A 13,382-nucleotide genomic window follows, 5' to 3' on the forward strand; every position below is an offset into this window, starting at 1 on the left:
CTTTCCAGTGGCCTCTTTATTCCTCACCCTTGATGATCACACGCTGCCCGTCGCGCAACGCTTCATTGCCTTGCACTACAACGGTGGTATCGGCGGCCAAGCCGTTGGTGATAGTGACCTTGCCGTTGAAACTCAAACCGGTTTGAACCTGTTGTTCAGAGACCGTGGCGCTTTCTCCTTTCTGATTGACCGCCCAAACGGTGACACGACCGTCTGGGTAGCGTATCAATGCATCACGATGAATCACGACACCTCGAGTCCCGGTATTCAATCGCAGCACCGCACTGGCAGACATTCCCGGCGCCAGCTTCACCTGGAGATCGTCCAGCGTTGCCCGAATCAGAAAGGTGCGAGTGCCGGGGTCGGTGACCGGGACAATAGTTTCGATCACGCCATCAAATGTTCGCCCAGGCAGCGCATCCAAGCTGATTAGGATCTTGGTGGACTTATCCAGTTTGGCGTAAACGGACTGCGGGACCTGGAAATCGATGCGCAGTCCCTCAGTAGCGATCAATTCGGCGACGGTGTCACCCGGCTGAATCCATTCGCCCTGTTCGACCAGTCTGCGACTGATGACGCCGGCGAAAGGCGCTATCAGCCTGTGTCGTTTCAGTTGCGCCGCCTGGCGTTGCTGCTCTGCCTGGAAACGCTTTACTCCAGCACTGTCAATGCGAACCTCAGCCGCCAGCGACTCGATTTCATTGACCGACACGCTGTGGCGCTTGGCCAGCACCTTGGCATCGTTCAAACGGCGCTTGGCGTCCTCCAATTCCTGGATCGCACTTTCCGTTGCCGCGCGAGCCGCCGCCAGGGAAAGCCTGTCCAGCTCCGAGTTGAGCTGCAGGATTTCATCACCGGCCCGCACCTGGTCGCCTATCTCGATTGAGATACGCTCAACGATACCGCTCACCTCAGTCGATAGTTTGGCAATACGTGCCGAGACTACGCTGCCGGTTATTGGAACCTCTTCGATTAGAGCGACCTCCTCGGCTGAATCCACCAGAACCATCGGACCGCTCTGTTGAGCAAATGCTGGGTTCGCGCAAATGAATGCCATTAACGCCAAGAATCGTCTCAAAACAAAGAGACCTGTCTGGTACCGATTTTGTTGCGGAATATCCATATGACCTTGGCCGGGGGAACAATGATATGACTTCATAAATATATCACCGAAGCTCGAAAATAGAGCCTTGTTTTGCTAATGGAATAATTTGATTTCTCATGGACTTAATCGTTTTAAATATCTCCCGTCTGCTGAAATCAGCTGAGTCCAGCTGACATTTGTGTCTAGTATGACGCACCACACTAGATTGCTCCCTGGCCGATGAAAACTTGAGGCAAATCAGTGCAGCTTCTCCTTCAGGAATTGGCTGAAAAGCGCCCATGATTTGCGGTCTGCCTCCTCCCGGTATCGATCGGATCCAAATACAGTGAAAGCGTGCGGTGCTCCGCTGTAGGTAACCATTTGGTGACTGATTCCTGCCGCTTCCAACTCATTTGCCAGTGACGCAAACTGGTCCATGGGGATATTGCTGTCGGCACTGCCATGCATCACCAGAATCTCACCCCGGGTAGTCGAATAGTCCTGGCCGCTCGGTGTTTTCAATCCGCCATGAAAAGTGGCAAAACCCTTCAGACCCACTCCGGACCGGGCCAGCTCCAACACGGCCGCACCGCCAAAACAATAACCCATCGCAACGGCATTGTCCGTATTTGCTCCAAGTTCGGTAGCTTTTTCCAGAGCGCTGTTCATCAGCATGCGCATTTTCTTCCGGTCTTTATAGAGTTCTCCGGTATGTTGGCGTTTATCCGTCACTTCTTTTGGCCTTACCCCTGCACCGAACAGATCAGCGGCAAATACTGCATACCCCATATCGGCCAGCATGTTGGCCCGTTTGATTTCATAGTCAGTTAATCCATCCCAGTCATGGATGAGCAGTACCATCGGGGCGTCAGATTCAGGAGAGATGTAGTATCCCTCATAGGGTTTTTCATCGACATGATAGATCATGCTTTCACAATAGGCGGCATTGGTTAACATCAGCGACAGAAAAAGCGCCTCAACTGTATTTTTAATCTTATTGCGCATAACTTCTCCTCCTTAAATTAAGAATAAGCTGACGAAATATTCCTTTTCACGACCGAAGCGGTTATTTAGGTGAATCTCAGTGGGTTCCCGACAGCGGACGTTAACGGCCGCCTTCACAGGAGGCAAACTCGGAACCTGGCCGAATTTTACCGTCCTTAGTGTATGGCATTGTTAAGGCTTTTTGTCTAGCCTGTACGGCAATACCGTACATTTCGAAGGCGCCTACAATGGACACCACCACAGTAAATAAATTTAGAGAAGGATTAAAATCCTTTGTAGAACAAGTTGTTAACCACCACTTTCTGCTACGTGTAACCCGCCGAAGCGGTGCAGATTTTGTAGTGATGAGCGCAGAAGATTGGGAACGAGACCAGGAGACATTGTACGTTTTGCAAAATACCAGCCTTATGCGCCAGATCGCTGAATCAAGTACAACCAATAAAGCAGGTAAAGGATATACCCCCACGGAAGGGCAGATGGATGAGATCCTTAGTATTTTAAGGAAAAACATGGCTCGTATACGAAGATTTGCGACAACACGATAAACGTATGCACAAAAAACCTGCGCAATTTTGAAAGAAATGTTGCGCGATGATCCAACGACAGGTTTGGGGGTAGCCAGAAGCCCTTCGTCATAATCTCACTGGCTTTTGGTCGAGGCGAATTAGCCAAAAAGACAGGCTCATATATAAGTTTGACGATACATATATTTATATTTTTGCCATCGGCGGTCACTACGACACTTTATGAGACATAACGGTTTAGTTCAACGCCAAGCTCACCGGATTATTTTACGGAGAGCGTTTTTGTGAAAAAATGTAGCGCAGCGGAATGCACAAAAATGAGCGTAGTAAAATAATTCCGCGTGCAGCTTTTTTGTTAGGCATTTTTACGCCACGCTACTGCATATTTTTCATGCGTCTTTACAAACTCGTCTTTGCCGTCACAGTATGCTCCAATATCATTATTGCAATTTTTAGCAACGTCTAATTTAAGACCTGCATACTCTTTCGCGACCGTAGGATGTGCAATTAAATATTCTTTGAACGCTATGTGTCTAATAGTATTTTCTGAGTTCTTGCTAAATGCATGAATTTGGTGCGACCGTTTACTTTCACCTTTCTGAAAATAGCGGCGTCCCGAAATACCAAATTCTCCCTTACACTCGTAACCGATGGACTCAAATATTTCATTGTAGCCGTCCAGTATTTCAATTTCTTCTACCTCTAGCAATATATCAATAATTGGTTTAGCCGCAAGGCCACTTACAGCTGTGCTGCCTATATGGTGAATCCATAAATTTTTTATAGGCAGGCTTGAGATTATCAATTGCTTTTCTATCTCAAATAGACGAGGCCAATCGTCGTTATATTCAACAACTTCTATAATTCGCATAGTCTGCTTCATTACCTAACATTACCTTAGACCGCTTCTTCACTATTACTAATAGTGTAGTTGCGGCCTATCATGCGATTGAACGAATCGGTCTAGCAAGAGAAAAAATCTGGTTGATCTGGGCAGGCTGCACGAGGCTTTGATAATGAGAGTAAATATAAACGGTTTTCCCACCATCGTCCCTGACCTCATTTAATGATTGCTCTATAACTAATAGAAATGTCTATAAATACTTGATACTTATATAGACGCATATGTGCAGAGTAAAGATTATCGATGCCCTAATTAAGGCCTAGAACAAACAGGAAATCAAGCGGTTATTTGGATCTGAAATCGAACGACAGTTGGAAATGATAGGCTGCCAAAATCGTCACTCGGGCTCTGCGATTCAGAACTGTATAGATGCTATACGGATTTTCTAAAGGAAGTAACTTACAAGCAACTGACCGCCATAGGATCGATTCTCAGTGTTGGTAACTCACAGGCAGAGTTCTGTGGGTCTATCACATGCCCACGTTCTTTTCGTGCGCTGCGCATGTCGCTTGAGTAAATGGTTATATCAGCTTTTCTTATTCTACCGTCGTCGTTATCTCATCGATGACTACGTCTGCTATGGCCGAAAAGAGTCTAATGCATTGCAATATAATCATGTTCTAGAGCCACCCTGCTTCTCGCACGGGTGGCATTTATCGACGAGGGCACTCGGATCTCAGGCGATCAGTGCGCATCATTGTTGTCTGCAGGCTTGTTTGCCATGAACTCGTCGAACTCTTCCTGGTCTTTACGCCGTTTCGCATCGAAGCGAAATGAACGGAATGCCTCCGTCCGCTTCTTGATCTCCTCCTTGATCTCGCGGATGCGATCGTACTGTGTCTGCTGATACTCGTTGAATACGATGTTTTCACTATCCTTGTATGTTCCCGCATTGTTTTTTCGGAACATCTGATTCCACTTGTCGCGCACCCAACCGGGAAGCTCCTGGATTGGGTGACCCAGGATTGTCCACAACAGGACTATAAAGCCCAATGGCGGAAATAGGATGAATCCCAACACCATTGCTACGATATTCGCACCGCTCCAGTGACCGCGCCCGCACGACCCCATATGGCCATTGAAACAGTACCCGCGTGACCTGTCTGCTGCTGAATAGTCAGTTGACGACATTGTCAGTATCCTCCATTAATTTAGGGATTACAGTGGCTTGGAACATATTCCAAGGCCAGATGTAAACGCTGTTAACTTACAATTTAGATGAAATCGCGGAGTATTTCAAGGATTCCGGGAGAAAATGTTAACAATGATCACTTTTAGTGCTACATATAGATCATGAAGAAGAGAAACAGTCGCTACCATCACGGCCACCTGGCGGAGTCACTGCTCGATGCCGTTGACGAGATCGCCTCGCAGTTCGGTATTGAGGCGGTCACGCTACGGGGGTGCGCCAAACGCATCGGGGTTTCACCGGCATCCGCCTTCCGGCACTATACGGACAAGCGTGCGCTGTTGACTGTGTTTGCGACCCGGGCATTGAATCAGCTCGCCGATGCGATGGAAGCGGCTATGCTGCAGGCGCAGGAAAAGGGTGACGATGCGCTGCATGCTGTCTGCATGGCATATGTCCGCTTTGCCTTGACCAAGCCGGCTTTTTTCAGGGCAATGTGGCGCGAGGAGATGATCTACTCAAGGGATTCGGACTACCTCGTTGCGACGGAGCGTCTGGCCGGTTACCTTCAGGAGGGTTTCGTCAGGACCATCGCCGATGAGGATCCATCCGACTTCAGTCCGCATGAGTTACTGGCCTGGTCCACAGTGCATGGATTGGCCTGTCTGTTTGTCGACGGCCCGGTCGCCAGGGAGAAAGATCGTGAAGATAAGCTACAGTTGGCGAACGCCGTATTGACACAGGTTCTCCCTGTGTTTCCGCAATAGTTACCTTCGCGAACCGGGTAATGGAGGAATGAACACTCTGCATATCCAGCTCCGGACGGGATTTGCCGGAAACGGCTGAATAGTTGCGTCCCCCCTTTAACTGGGCAAACTAACGTCGGGTTCAGTGAATAGATTGCAAGCGGGTTAAGAACACGTTTGGCCAGGTCGGGCGATTGGTCGTATCAGAAGTGCTCCTCCACGCGTACCGAGTCAAAGCCGATATCCAGCCCCACCTCGGTGGCGTGGTCCAGGCTGTGATAGACCCGTTCTCGTCCAGAGTGATCGGTCAACACCAGTGTTTCGCCGTTTACGGTATGTAACAGCAGCCGCCAGCCTTCGCTCTGTTCCGAGGGTTCCGTTACCGCCTCACTGAGTCGGCCCGCCTCGAATTCCGCTTTGATGTGCATCAGGTCCATAAAGTCTCCCTGCGAAATATTGCCTTACTCTTAACTTCAAGTGTAGCTCGTCCCTAATAGTGCCTGAGATACGGCTACCACCCCTGTAGGTTGGTAACAGTTTGTCCTATCTGGTTTTTTTTATAGAGGCGAATTTCCGCTTGGTCTGAATGAGACCGAAAGCGTCTCGACACATAAAAATGCGACAAAGGCGGATAAACCGAGAGCGAAATGTGTTCATGAAACTGTCACATTCCAATTACAGCTCTCAATGCGTAGTGGTCTCTTTCGCACTTGTGGTACCAAATGCTGTATCTGAACGATAATGTTATGTTATAACATTTTAATCCATTAGACATGAGGCCTTGGCAATATGAAAAAAATCAATCCTGGAGCTATTGTATTTTCAATCTCCCTGCTTGGCAGTTCAATCCAAATACATGCAGCTGAGTCGGATCACGAACAGCATGAGGCTCATGTCCATGGTGAGGCGCAGTTAATGATCGCCGTAGAGGGCGATGCCCTCGAAATTGAATTTCACACGCCGGCCATGAACATCGTGGGCTTTGAACACAGGCCGGCCGATGAGGCTCAGATCCAGGCAGTCGAATCAGCCATTGGCACCCTGAAGCAACCGGACCTGGTATTCAGCATCCCCTCCACGGCCAAATGTGAACCTGTTTCTATCGAGGTAGAGTCACCTCTTGCGGAACATGCGGAACATGCGGAACATGCGGATCACGATCATGAAGAAGAGACTCATTCCAACTTCACGGGACACTATCACTTCCGATGCGCGGAGATCTCACATCTGGAGAAGATTGACATCAAGCTCTTTGAACAGTTTCCAGGTACCGAGGTCATCGAGGTGCAGAGCATTTCAAAACGGGGGCAACAGAAGATAGACTTGACCCCGGGACAGAGTGCTCTGGAACTCTAGGGGTAATTAACACCGTGCAAAAACCTGATTAACCTGATGGCGCAAACAGCTGCGATAGAGGTTAAGGATCTCCGATTCAGATGGCGCAAAGAGCTTCCTGAGGTGTTGCACATCGATGCGCTTGAGGTGGCTCGTGGCGAGCGTATCTTTATTCGCGGCGCCAGCGGCAGCGGCAAGAGTACACTGCTGGCGCTGCTCGCCGGCGTGAATCTGCCAACCGGGGGTGATGTGGCGATCCTTGGGGAGACCATCAACCGTCTCTCCAGCGCCAGGAGGGACCATTACCGGTCCGATCATATCGGTTTTATATTCCAACTGTTCAATCTTATTCCCTATCTCTCTGTGCTTGACAACGTTACCCTGCCTTGTCGTTTCTCGCGTTTGCGCAAAGAGAAAGCGACAGTATCGGGAAACAGCCTCCAGGATGAAGCCATGCGGTTACTGGCACACCTGGATATGGCGGATGAGGATCTCATCGATCGCCCGGTAACCGAACTGAGTGTCGGCCAGCAGCAACGTGTTGCGACGGCGCGGGCCTTGATCGGCGCTCCCGGGATCATCATTGCCGATGAACCGACCTCTGCCCTCGACAGCGATATGCGACAGGCATTTCTCCGGCTGTTGTTCCAGGAGTGTGAAGAGACAGGCTCGACCCTGCTCTTCGTCAGCCATGACCGCCAGCTCGAGACCCTGTTCGAGCGTCATATCACCCTGGACGAGGTCAACCGGGCAGGGCAGGGGGCGATCTGATGGCGATTCTCTCTCTTGCATTCAAAAGCCTATTGAATCGCCGCTTTACCGCGGGCCTGGTGTTGTTGAGTATCGCTCTCAGTGTCTCATTGCTGCTGGGGGTGGAACGACTGCGGGTGGAATCCCGCAACAGCTTCGCCAACACCATCTCCGGTACTGACCTGGTCGTCGGCGCGCGCAGCGGCGCTATCAACCTGCTGCTCTACTCGGTATTCCGCATCGGAGACGCCACCAATAATATTTCATGGAGGAGCTATAAAAAGTTTGCCGACCACCCTATGGTGAAATGGACCATCCCTATCTCACTGGGTGATTCTCACTTGGGCTACCGGGTGATGGGGACCAGCCGGGACTATTTCCAATACTACAAGTACGCGAATAAGCGATCCTTGTCATTTCGCCAGGGGCAGCCTTTCGAAAAGGTCTATCAAGCCGTACTGGGGCATGAGGTGGCTGGGGAACTCGGTTATCAAATTGGCCAGGAGATCGTGATCGCCCACGGCGCCGGCAAGACCAGCTTCACCCTGCACGATGACAAGCCGTTCAGGGTGGTGGGGATACTCAAACCCACGGGCACGCCGGTGGATCGTACCGTGCATGTACCGCTCGAGGGCATACAGGCGATCCATGCGGATTGGGTTGCCGGGAGACAGGTGAGAGGCCTCAATGTCAGTGCTGAAGAGGCCCTTGAGAAGGACCTGACGCCGAAGGCGATCACTGCCTTCCTGGTGGGGCTGAAAAGCAAGATCGCCACCTTTCGGGTGCAGCGCGAGATCAACGACTACCGCAAGGAGCCCCTGCTCGCGGTGCTGCCAGGGGTGGCGCTGCAGCAGCTCTGGGACCTGATCGGCGTGGCGGAAAACGCCCTGCTTATCATTACCGTACTGGTGGTGGCCGTTGGTCTGATCGGCATCCTGACGGTGATGCTTGCGAGTCTCAACGAGCGCCGGCGCGAGATGGCGATCCTGCGCTCGGTGGGGGCGCGTCCGGGACATATCCTGCTTCTGGTCACCGGTGAGAGTCTCTTGCTCAGCCTGATCGGGATCACCCTGGGCTTGCTGCTGCTGTATGCCGGGCTGCTTCTTGCTCAGACCTATGTCGAGACCCAGTATGGCCTCCACCTGCCAATCGGCCTTCCATCGATGCGGGAGTGGTTGATCCTGGGGCTGGTCGGAACTTCCGCTCTGGTCATTGGCCTAATACCCGGTTACCGCGCCTACCGCTACTCACTTGCCGATGGCATGAGCATACGAATCTAGAGGACCATTTATGAAATTCTGGGTTATTGTACTGTTATTTTTCTCACTCCTGTCCCTGACACCCGTGCATGCCGAGCCTGCCCAGGAACTGGAGTGGGATGCCATGATTCCCGAGGACTATCGTCCGGATAAGATCATGCAGCAGTTTGGCGATATCAACGCACTTGAAGACGATGATCCCAGGGCGCAGAAGATACTGGAGGAACTGGAGGCGGCCTGGGCGGAGGCGCCAGTGGTTGAAAGCCTGGATGGCAAACGGGTCAAGCTTCCCGGTTTCGTGGTGCCCATTGAAGGAGACGGCAAGAAGCTGACCGAGTTTCTGCTGGTACCCTACTATGGCGCCTGTATCCATGTACCTCCCCCCCCAGCCAATCAGACCGTCTATGTGAAGGTGCCCAAGGGTGACGCGAAGATACGTCAGGCCTTCGATACGGTCTGGGTATACGGGATTCTGAGTGCCAAATCCTTTGACAGTGACCTGGCGACCGCCGGGTATCAGATAGAGGCGGAAGAGGTGACACCCTACGAATGAGTATGGCCTGGCGATCATTCGCCGTTACAATAATCCTGTGTGGTGTTAGTTACTCCCAGCTTCATGCCAGGGAAGTGGTTTGCCATATCCATGCGCCGGATGACTACACACCATTCAGTGACCAGCCTCTTGTCATACCGGCAGTGGGGGATCGGAAAGGGTGTGAAGAGCTGAATCAGCTGCGCTTCGGCTCAAGGGGAAGATGCCATTGCGTAGAAGATTCAATCGGTATGGATAGACCCGGTCCTATGGATCTTATGCAATTCAAGGCACAAGAAGGTCAACTACCCTGAAAGAGATTGGTTTATAAGTGAAGGCGCTTGGAATCGATCGTGTTTGCGTATGCTGAAAAGATCACAGTAAATTTCATAATAGGCGACTTGGTGTGTACTCTGATGTTTGCTTGAATGCTATTTCTTGGCTTGTGCAGAACATTGCGTGGTTCGTATGACGGGGGTGTCGGTGATGGCTGTTGTCTGTATACAGATATTCTGTATCTATTACCCGATAGATTGTTTCTCCGTAATTAAGAGTAATTAGTTAAAATGTTTACTAAAAAAAGATTGTTGTATCTGCTGTTTGCATTGCTCTGGATAGGCCTGACGATTATCGGATACTTTGGGCATGATGCCATAAAGTCGATCTATGAAGGTAATGCATCTATTTTTAACCGGCTGATTGGTGGCCAGGATACCATCCCTCTTAGTGTTTATTACAACGCGTTTGATGAATCCTACCACCTGCTCTTGCTTCTCTGTGTCATCTTCACACTGGTTACACCAGGACTCTACAAACTGCTCTCATTGGAAAGCAATATTAAGCAGTTTGAGTTGAAGGATTATTTACTGTTCACTTTTCTTGCGATTATGTTTTTATTGACAGCGTCTGCGTCATGGCAAGGCTATGTGGACAATAACAATTGGCGTATCGCCGATTGGCTCATCAATTACCAAGGAGGGTTTGTGCGCCGGGGGCTGCTTGGCGAGGTCTATTTCAGATTATGGAATATAACCGGTATCAAGCCAGGTTCATTCGTATTTATTACCCAGGTGATGTGTTATTTTATTTTCTATCTATTCACGGGTTTATTACTCAGAAGGCAGAATAATCTGCTTGCGTATATTGTGCTGATTATTTCACCATTCATCTTTACCTATCATTTGCATGATATACAGGGTGGTTTCAGAAAAGAGATTCTATATCTGGCGTTGTTTTCCTCTTATGTCTGGTTGATGCTGACGACAAAGCCCGGCACGCAAAAAATAGCCTCCATCTTAGTGCTCCTTATCTATCCGGTTTTGGTGTTATCCCATGAAATGCTGGCGGTGTTTTTGCCATATTTTCTGATGTTGTATTTCTATAAATCTGAGTATTTTGAGAAAAAGGATCTATTTTATGTGTCGATTTACGTAGGATTGTCGGTTTTTGCATTTTTCCTCGCACTTATCTACACAGGCTCAGAGCAACATGTGAGTGAAATTTGTAATTCGTTGAAAGAGCACGCGGCCGTAAATTGTGAGAGTCTTGGGGCTATTGCGGCGCTTTCTGAATCCACGGGTTATGGTAGAGATATCGTGCAAAGCAATATTGCCAGGAACGACTATATTTGGAAATATTTAATCTGCTCTCTACTTGCGCTGATTGCATATATTCCAATCGCAAACAGGTTTTCCATCATTTCATCCAGTGTGGCTGTCAAAATGCTATTCCTGAGCACTGTCATAGGGACGATACCGTTATTTTTTGTTGCTGTAGATTGGGGGCGGTTTATCTACATTCATTTGGTATCGCTAATGATTGTTTCAATGGCCAGTCCGTTAGCTGCAGATGCTACAGGGGGTATTACTGCTGGAATTAAAGATTATATCCAAAGCATAACTTTCGGTAACAAAATAATAAAATATTCTCTATATATGGGGGTGGTGGCGTTGCTGTTCATTTATGCTCTGACATGGCATATTCCTCATAGTGGCCACAAAGAGATCATGCTGCATTATCTGTTTTGAAATTAGGATATTGTGAAGCTTAGGTATACATTACAAAGATAGTCGCTTGAAAACAAACTCGGGTATTGATTTGATAATGGCCATTATATAGCGCCAAAACCATGGAATATAAACAACATCTTTTTGACTATTGATCGCTTTGTTTAACTTGTCTGCCACTGTGGCCGGTGAGGCCCATAATAACCCTTTGTCGAAGGCGGCCGTCATCGGGGTGTCAACAAACCCGGGTTTTACCGTCAGAACATTCACTCCAGACTTATACAAGCGATTTCGTAGTCCCTGCAGGTATATCGATAGTGCTCCTTTCGCGGAGCCGTATAGATAGTTACTTTGTCGTCCACGATCTCCAGCTACAGACGATATGACAGCGATCGTTCCGCTGCCCTCATCCTCGAAGTGGTTAGCCAAATGTGTTAATAGGGATATGGTACTTAACGCATTGACCTCAAACTCCTTGTGACTGAGCTCAAAGGATTGTTCGCATGCGCTTTGGTCAGGCAGGGTGCCGTGGGCTATGAGAGCCAGATCAAGTCCATCGAGGGTCTCAACGGCGGCATGAACTACTGCTTTATGCCGGGAGTACTCTAGTACATCAAGGATCTCGGTCGAAACAGTCGCCGCACCACGCAGCTTCAAATCATCTGCGATAATGTCCAGTTTGTCTTGATTGCGGGCCACAAGAAATAATGCGTCCCCAGCCTCTGCAAACAAGCGTGCGGTGGCCTCGGCGATCGCTGATGTTGCTCCGATGATAAGTACCTTTTTCATGATGCCTCCGTTACCCGCCGCCAGAAACTCGATGAAATATTTGGATCCATATATTGTTCCATCTTAACCCAATTCGGATAGCTGTTTCTGAAATCCTCCCCTGACATGCGTGCGTCCTTGGATGGATTGATGCGTCCGTCAACCGAACGGGTGACTTCATCCAATTGACTAAGTAGCTGCAGTGTCTGTGCTCCCTTGTTCGGGAAGTCAAGTGCCAGGGTCGCACCAGGCATGGGGAATGACAGTAACCCTGGCGATGGCTTGTTGCCGAACAGCTTCAGCACCGTTAGGAATGAGCCAAGACCGGCCCTGCTGATGCGTTGCAGGATCTCGTGTATAGCATCTTCCATCTGCTCTGTCGGTATTGCGCATTGATATTGGAAGAATCCCTTTGATCCATAGATGCGATTCCAGCTATGTATTGCATCCAGGGGATAGAAAAATGGTTGGTGGTGTATCTGACCCTGAATCCTGTCTGTGCGCTGTTTATTGAAATAGAGTGTGTTGAATAGTTTGAGTGACAGGTGGTTGACCAATGTAAAAGGAGGATCGAGCGGGAAAGATATCCTTTTTGAAAAGTGTCTTGGGGTTTTTGCGCCGATAGTCTCTGCGTAATTGCCGCGGATGAACAGGCCGCGGCCAATCTGTTTATCTTTTGCCAGACAGTCGATCCAGGCAACCGTATGCTCAAAGTCCTGGTCGGATTCTCGAGCGAGTGCGAAGAATTCACTGAGATTGTTATAGCGAATGATCTCCTGATCGATATATGCGTTTTTTATGGGATGAAGCTGGATCTCCGCCCAGGTGATGATGCCCGTGAGACCCAAGCCGCCGATAGTGGCTTGGTAGTACTCGCTATTTTCATTTGTTGAGCAAATAAGCCGCGTACCGTCAGACCTTAACAGTTCAAAACTGCGCACATGTTGGCCGAAAGTTCCGGCTTTGTGATGATTCTTACCATGCACATCGTTGGCTATGGCGCCGCCTACAGTGACAAACTGGGTACCAGGCGTGACTGGTAAAAACCAACCCTTGGCAACTGTCAGCTGAAGGATCTCTGAGAGTAACACGCCTGCTTCACAACGTAGGAGTCCAGTTGCCTGGTCGAACTGAATGAAGTGGTCCAGGTGGCGGCAATTCATAACTATGCCACCGTCATTCAGACATACATCTCCATAACTTCTGCAATTACCAATCGGGAGAAAGGATTTTCCTGACATGGCTTGTGTCGGGAGAGAGTCATCACGCCAATAGAGGTTATGTGCGTTTTGTGTGACTTTGGGGTAGCGTCCCCAGGACTGATAGCGTTTTTCTGTCAT

The 13,382-nt window shown here is 49.4% G+C and carries 15 protein-coding genes and 1 pseudogene; 9 read left to right on the plus strand and 7 right to left on the minus strand.

The annotated features are described in order from the left end of the window. Positions 1 to 16 precede the first annotated feature (16 nt). On the minus strand, positions 17 to 1,057 hold the full coding sequence (locus R2K28_RS02205) for an efflux RND transporter periplasmic adaptor subunit (protein ID WP_316367791.1): 1,041 nt from the start codon (positions 1,055 to 1,057) through the stop codon (positions 17 to 19). Positions 1,058 to 1,342: 285 nt separating this feature from the next. Continuing rightward, positions 1,343 to 2,089, minus strand: coding sequence for a dienelactone hydrolase family protein (locus R2K28_RS02210; RefSeq protein ID WP_316367792.1), 747 nt, complete (start codon positions 2,087 to 2,089; stop codon positions 1,343 to 1,345). A gap of 227 nt (positions 2,090 to 2,316) precedes the next feature. Here R2K28_RS02210 and R2K28_RS02215 point away from each other — a divergent pair, with 227 nt between their 5' ends. Together R2K28_RS02215 and R2K28_RS02220 are read left to right on the plus strand one after the other, a co-directional pair. Beyond that, a complete protein-coding gene (locus R2K28_RS02215) occupies positions 2,317 to 2,634 on the plus strand; it encodes a type II toxin-antitoxin system Phd/YefM family antitoxin (protein WP_316367793.1) in 318 nt (105 codons plus the stop codon). A gap of 4 nt (positions 2,635 to 2,638) precedes the next feature. Next, a pseudogene (locus R2K28_RS02220) lies at positions 2,639 to 2,839 on the plus strand (type II toxin-antitoxin system YoeB family toxin). A gap of 129 nt (positions 2,840 to 2,968) precedes the next feature. On the opposite strand, the gene R2K28_RS02225 reads toward R2K28_RS02220, so the two are convergent. Further along, positions 2,969 to 3,496: a GrpB family protein gene (locus R2K28_RS02225; RefSeq protein ID WP_316367794.1), complete on the minus strand. Its 528-nt coding sequence runs from the start codon at positions 3,494 to 3,496 to the stop codon at positions 2,969 to 2,971. 705 nt (positions 3,497 to 4,201) lie between these two features. Continuing rightward, positions 4,202 to 4,648, minus strand: coding sequence for a DUF2852 domain-containing protein (locus R2K28_RS02230; RefSeq protein WP_316367795.1), 447 nt, complete (start codon positions 4,646 to 4,648; stop codon positions 4,202 to 4,204). Between the two features lie 162 nt (positions 4,649 to 4,810). Between R2K28_RS02230 and R2K28_RS02235 the strand changes: the two genes are divergently transcribed. After that, positions 4,811 to 5,413 carry a TetR/AcrR family transcriptional regulator gene (locus R2K28_RS02235; RefSeq protein ID WP_316367796.1) on the plus strand — a complete coding sequence of 201 codons (603 nt, stop codon included), beginning with the start codon at positions 4,811 to 4,813 and terminating at the stop codon, positions 5,411 to 5,413. A gap of 182 nt (positions 5,414 to 5,595) precedes the next feature. On the opposite strand, the gene R2K28_RS02240 is transcribed toward R2K28_RS02235, so the two are convergent. Next, complete coding sequence (locus tag R2K28_RS02240; protein WP_316367797.1) at positions 5,596 to 5,829, minus strand: hypothetical protein; 234 nt, start codon at positions 5,827 to 5,829, stop codon at positions 5,596 to 5,598. Between the two features lie 352 nt (positions 5,830 to 6,181). Between R2K28_RS02240 and R2K28_RS02245 the strand changes: the two genes are divergently transcribed. The 6 genes from R2K28_RS02245 (at position 6,182) to R2K28_RS02270 (ending at position 11,295) form a co-directional block, all read left to right on the plus strand. Next, on the plus strand, positions 6,182 to 6,748 hold the full coding sequence (locus tag R2K28_RS02245; protein ID WP_316367798.1) for a DUF2796 domain-containing protein: 567 nt from the start codon (positions 6,182 to 6,184) through the stop codon (positions 6,746 to 6,748). Between the two features lie 36 nt (positions 6,749 to 6,784). After that, positions 6,785 to 7,498, plus strand: a complete 714-nt coding sequence (locus R2K28_RS02250) for an ABC transporter ATP-binding protein (RefSeq protein ID WP_316367799.1) — start codon at positions 6,785 to 6,787, stop codon at positions 7,496 to 7,498. Then, positions 7,498 to 8,757, plus strand: a complete 1,260-nt coding sequence (locus tag R2K28_RS02255) for an ABC transporter permease (protein ID WP_316367800.1) — start codon at positions 7,498 to 7,500, stop codon at positions 8,755 to 8,757. Before R2K28_RS02250 ends, R2K28_RS02255 begins: the two co-directional genes overlap by 1 nt. Before the next feature lie 10 nt (positions 8,758 to 8,767). Further along, positions 8,768 to 9,289 carry a DUF3299 domain-containing protein gene (locus tag R2K28_RS02260; protein ID WP_316367801.1) on the plus strand — a complete coding sequence of 174 codons (522 nt, stop codon included), beginning with the start codon at positions 8,768 to 8,770 and terminating at the stop codon, positions 9,287 to 9,289. Continuing rightward, the gene (locus R2K28_RS02265; RefSeq protein WP_316367802.1) at positions 9,286 to 9,582 is read left to right on the plus strand and encodes a hypothetical protein; all 297 of its coding nucleotides are present in this window, start codon (positions 9,286 to 9,288) and stop codon (positions 9,580 to 9,582) included. The genes R2K28_RS02260 and R2K28_RS02265 overlap by 4 nt, the downstream gene beginning before the upstream one ends. 252 nt (positions 9,583 to 9,834) lie before the next feature. Continuing rightward, positions 9,835 to 11,295, plus strand: a complete 1,461-nt coding sequence (locus R2K28_RS02270; protein ID WP_316367803.1) for a hypothetical protein — start codon at positions 9,835 to 9,837, stop codon at positions 11,293 to 11,295. 30 nt (positions 11,296 to 11,325) lie between these two features. Here the strand turns inward: R2K28_RS02270 and R2K28_RS02275 are convergent, their stop codons facing one another. After that, positions 11,326 to 12,063, minus strand: a complete 738-nt coding sequence (locus R2K28_RS02275; RefSeq protein WP_316367804.1) for an SDR family oxidoreductase — start codon at positions 12,061 to 12,063, stop codon at positions 11,326 to 11,328. Beyond that, positions 12,060 to 13,382 carry an FAD-binding oxidoreductase gene (locus R2K28_RS02280; RefSeq protein WP_316367805.1) on the minus strand — a complete coding sequence of 441 codons (1,323 nt, stop codon included), beginning with the start codon at positions 13,380 to 13,382 and terminating at the stop codon, positions 12,060 to 12,062. Before R2K28_RS02280 ends, R2K28_RS02275 begins: the two co-directional genes overlap by 4 nt.

The organism is Candidatus Thiodiazotropha sp. CDECU1 (assembly GCF_963455295.1).
Taxonomy (GTDB): Bacteria; Pseudomonadota; Gammaproteobacteria; order Chromatiales; family Chromatiaceae; genus Thiodiazotropha.

What these genes read in the sequence shown, in the direction of transcription:
- R2K28_RS02240 (WP_316367797.1), bottom strand. Translation starts at nt 5,829, where the DNA reads ATGGACCTGATGCACATCAAAGCGGAATTCGAGGCGGGCCGACTCAGT.
- R2K28_RS02275 (WP_316367804.1), bottom strand. Translation starts at nt 12,063, where the DNA reads ATGAAAAAGGTACTTATCATCGGAGCAACATCAGCGATCGCCGAGGCC.
- R2K28_RS02250 (WP_316367799.1), top strand. Translation starts at nt 6,785, where the DNA reads ATGGCGCAAACAGCTGCGATAGAGGTTAAGGATCTCCGATTCAGATGG.
- R2K28_RS02280 (WP_316367805.1), bottom strand. Translation starts at nt 13,382, where the DNA reads ATGACAGAAAAACGCTATCAGTCCTGGGGACGCTACCCCAAAGTCACA.
- R2K28_RS02215 (WP_316367793.1), top strand. Translation starts at nt 2,317, where the DNA reads ATGGACACCACCACAGTAAATAAATTTAGAGAAGGATTAAAATCCTTT.
- R2K28_RS02210 (WP_316367792.1), bottom strand. Translation starts at nt 2,089, where the DNA reads ATGCGCAATAAGATTAAAAATACAGTTGAGGCGCTTTTTCTGTCGCTG.
- R2K28_RS02270 (WP_316367803.1), top strand. Translation starts at nt 9,835, where the DNA reads ATGTTTACTAAAAAAAGATTGTTGTATCTGCTGTTTGCATTGCTCTGG.
- R2K28_RS02235 (WP_316367796.1), top strand. Translation starts at nt 4,811, where the DNA reads ATGAAGAAGAGAAACAGTCGCTACCATCACGGCCACCTGGCGGAGTCA.
- R2K28_RS02265 (WP_316367802.1), top strand. Translation starts at nt 9,286, where the DNA reads ATGAGTATGGCCTGGCGATCATTCGCCGTTACAATAATCCTGTGTGGT.
- R2K28_RS02230 (WP_316367795.1), bottom strand. Translation starts at nt 4,648, where the DNA reads ATGTCGTCAACTGACTATTCAGCAGCAGACAGGTCACGCGGGTACTGT.
- R2K28_RS02225 (WP_316367794.1), bottom strand. Translation starts at nt 3,496, where the DNA reads ATGAAGCAGACTATGCGAATTATAGAAGTTGTTGAATATAACGACGAT.
- R2K28_RS02245 (WP_316367798.1), top strand. Translation starts at nt 6,182, where the DNA reads ATGAAAAAAATCAATCCTGGAGCTATTGTATTTTCAATCTCCCTGCTT.
- R2K28_RS02260 (WP_316367801.1), top strand. Translation starts at nt 8,768, where the DNA reads ATGAAATTCTGGGTTATTGTACTGTTATTTTTCTCACTCCTGTCCCTG.
- R2K28_RS02255 (WP_316367800.1), top strand. Translation starts at nt 7,498, where the DNA reads ATGGCGATTCTCTCTCTTGCATTCAAAAGCCTATTGAATCGCCGCTTT.
- R2K28_RS02205 (WP_316367791.1), bottom strand. Translation starts at nt 1,057, where the DNA reads ATGGCATTCATTTGCGCGAACCCAGCATTTGCTCAACAGAGCGGTCCG.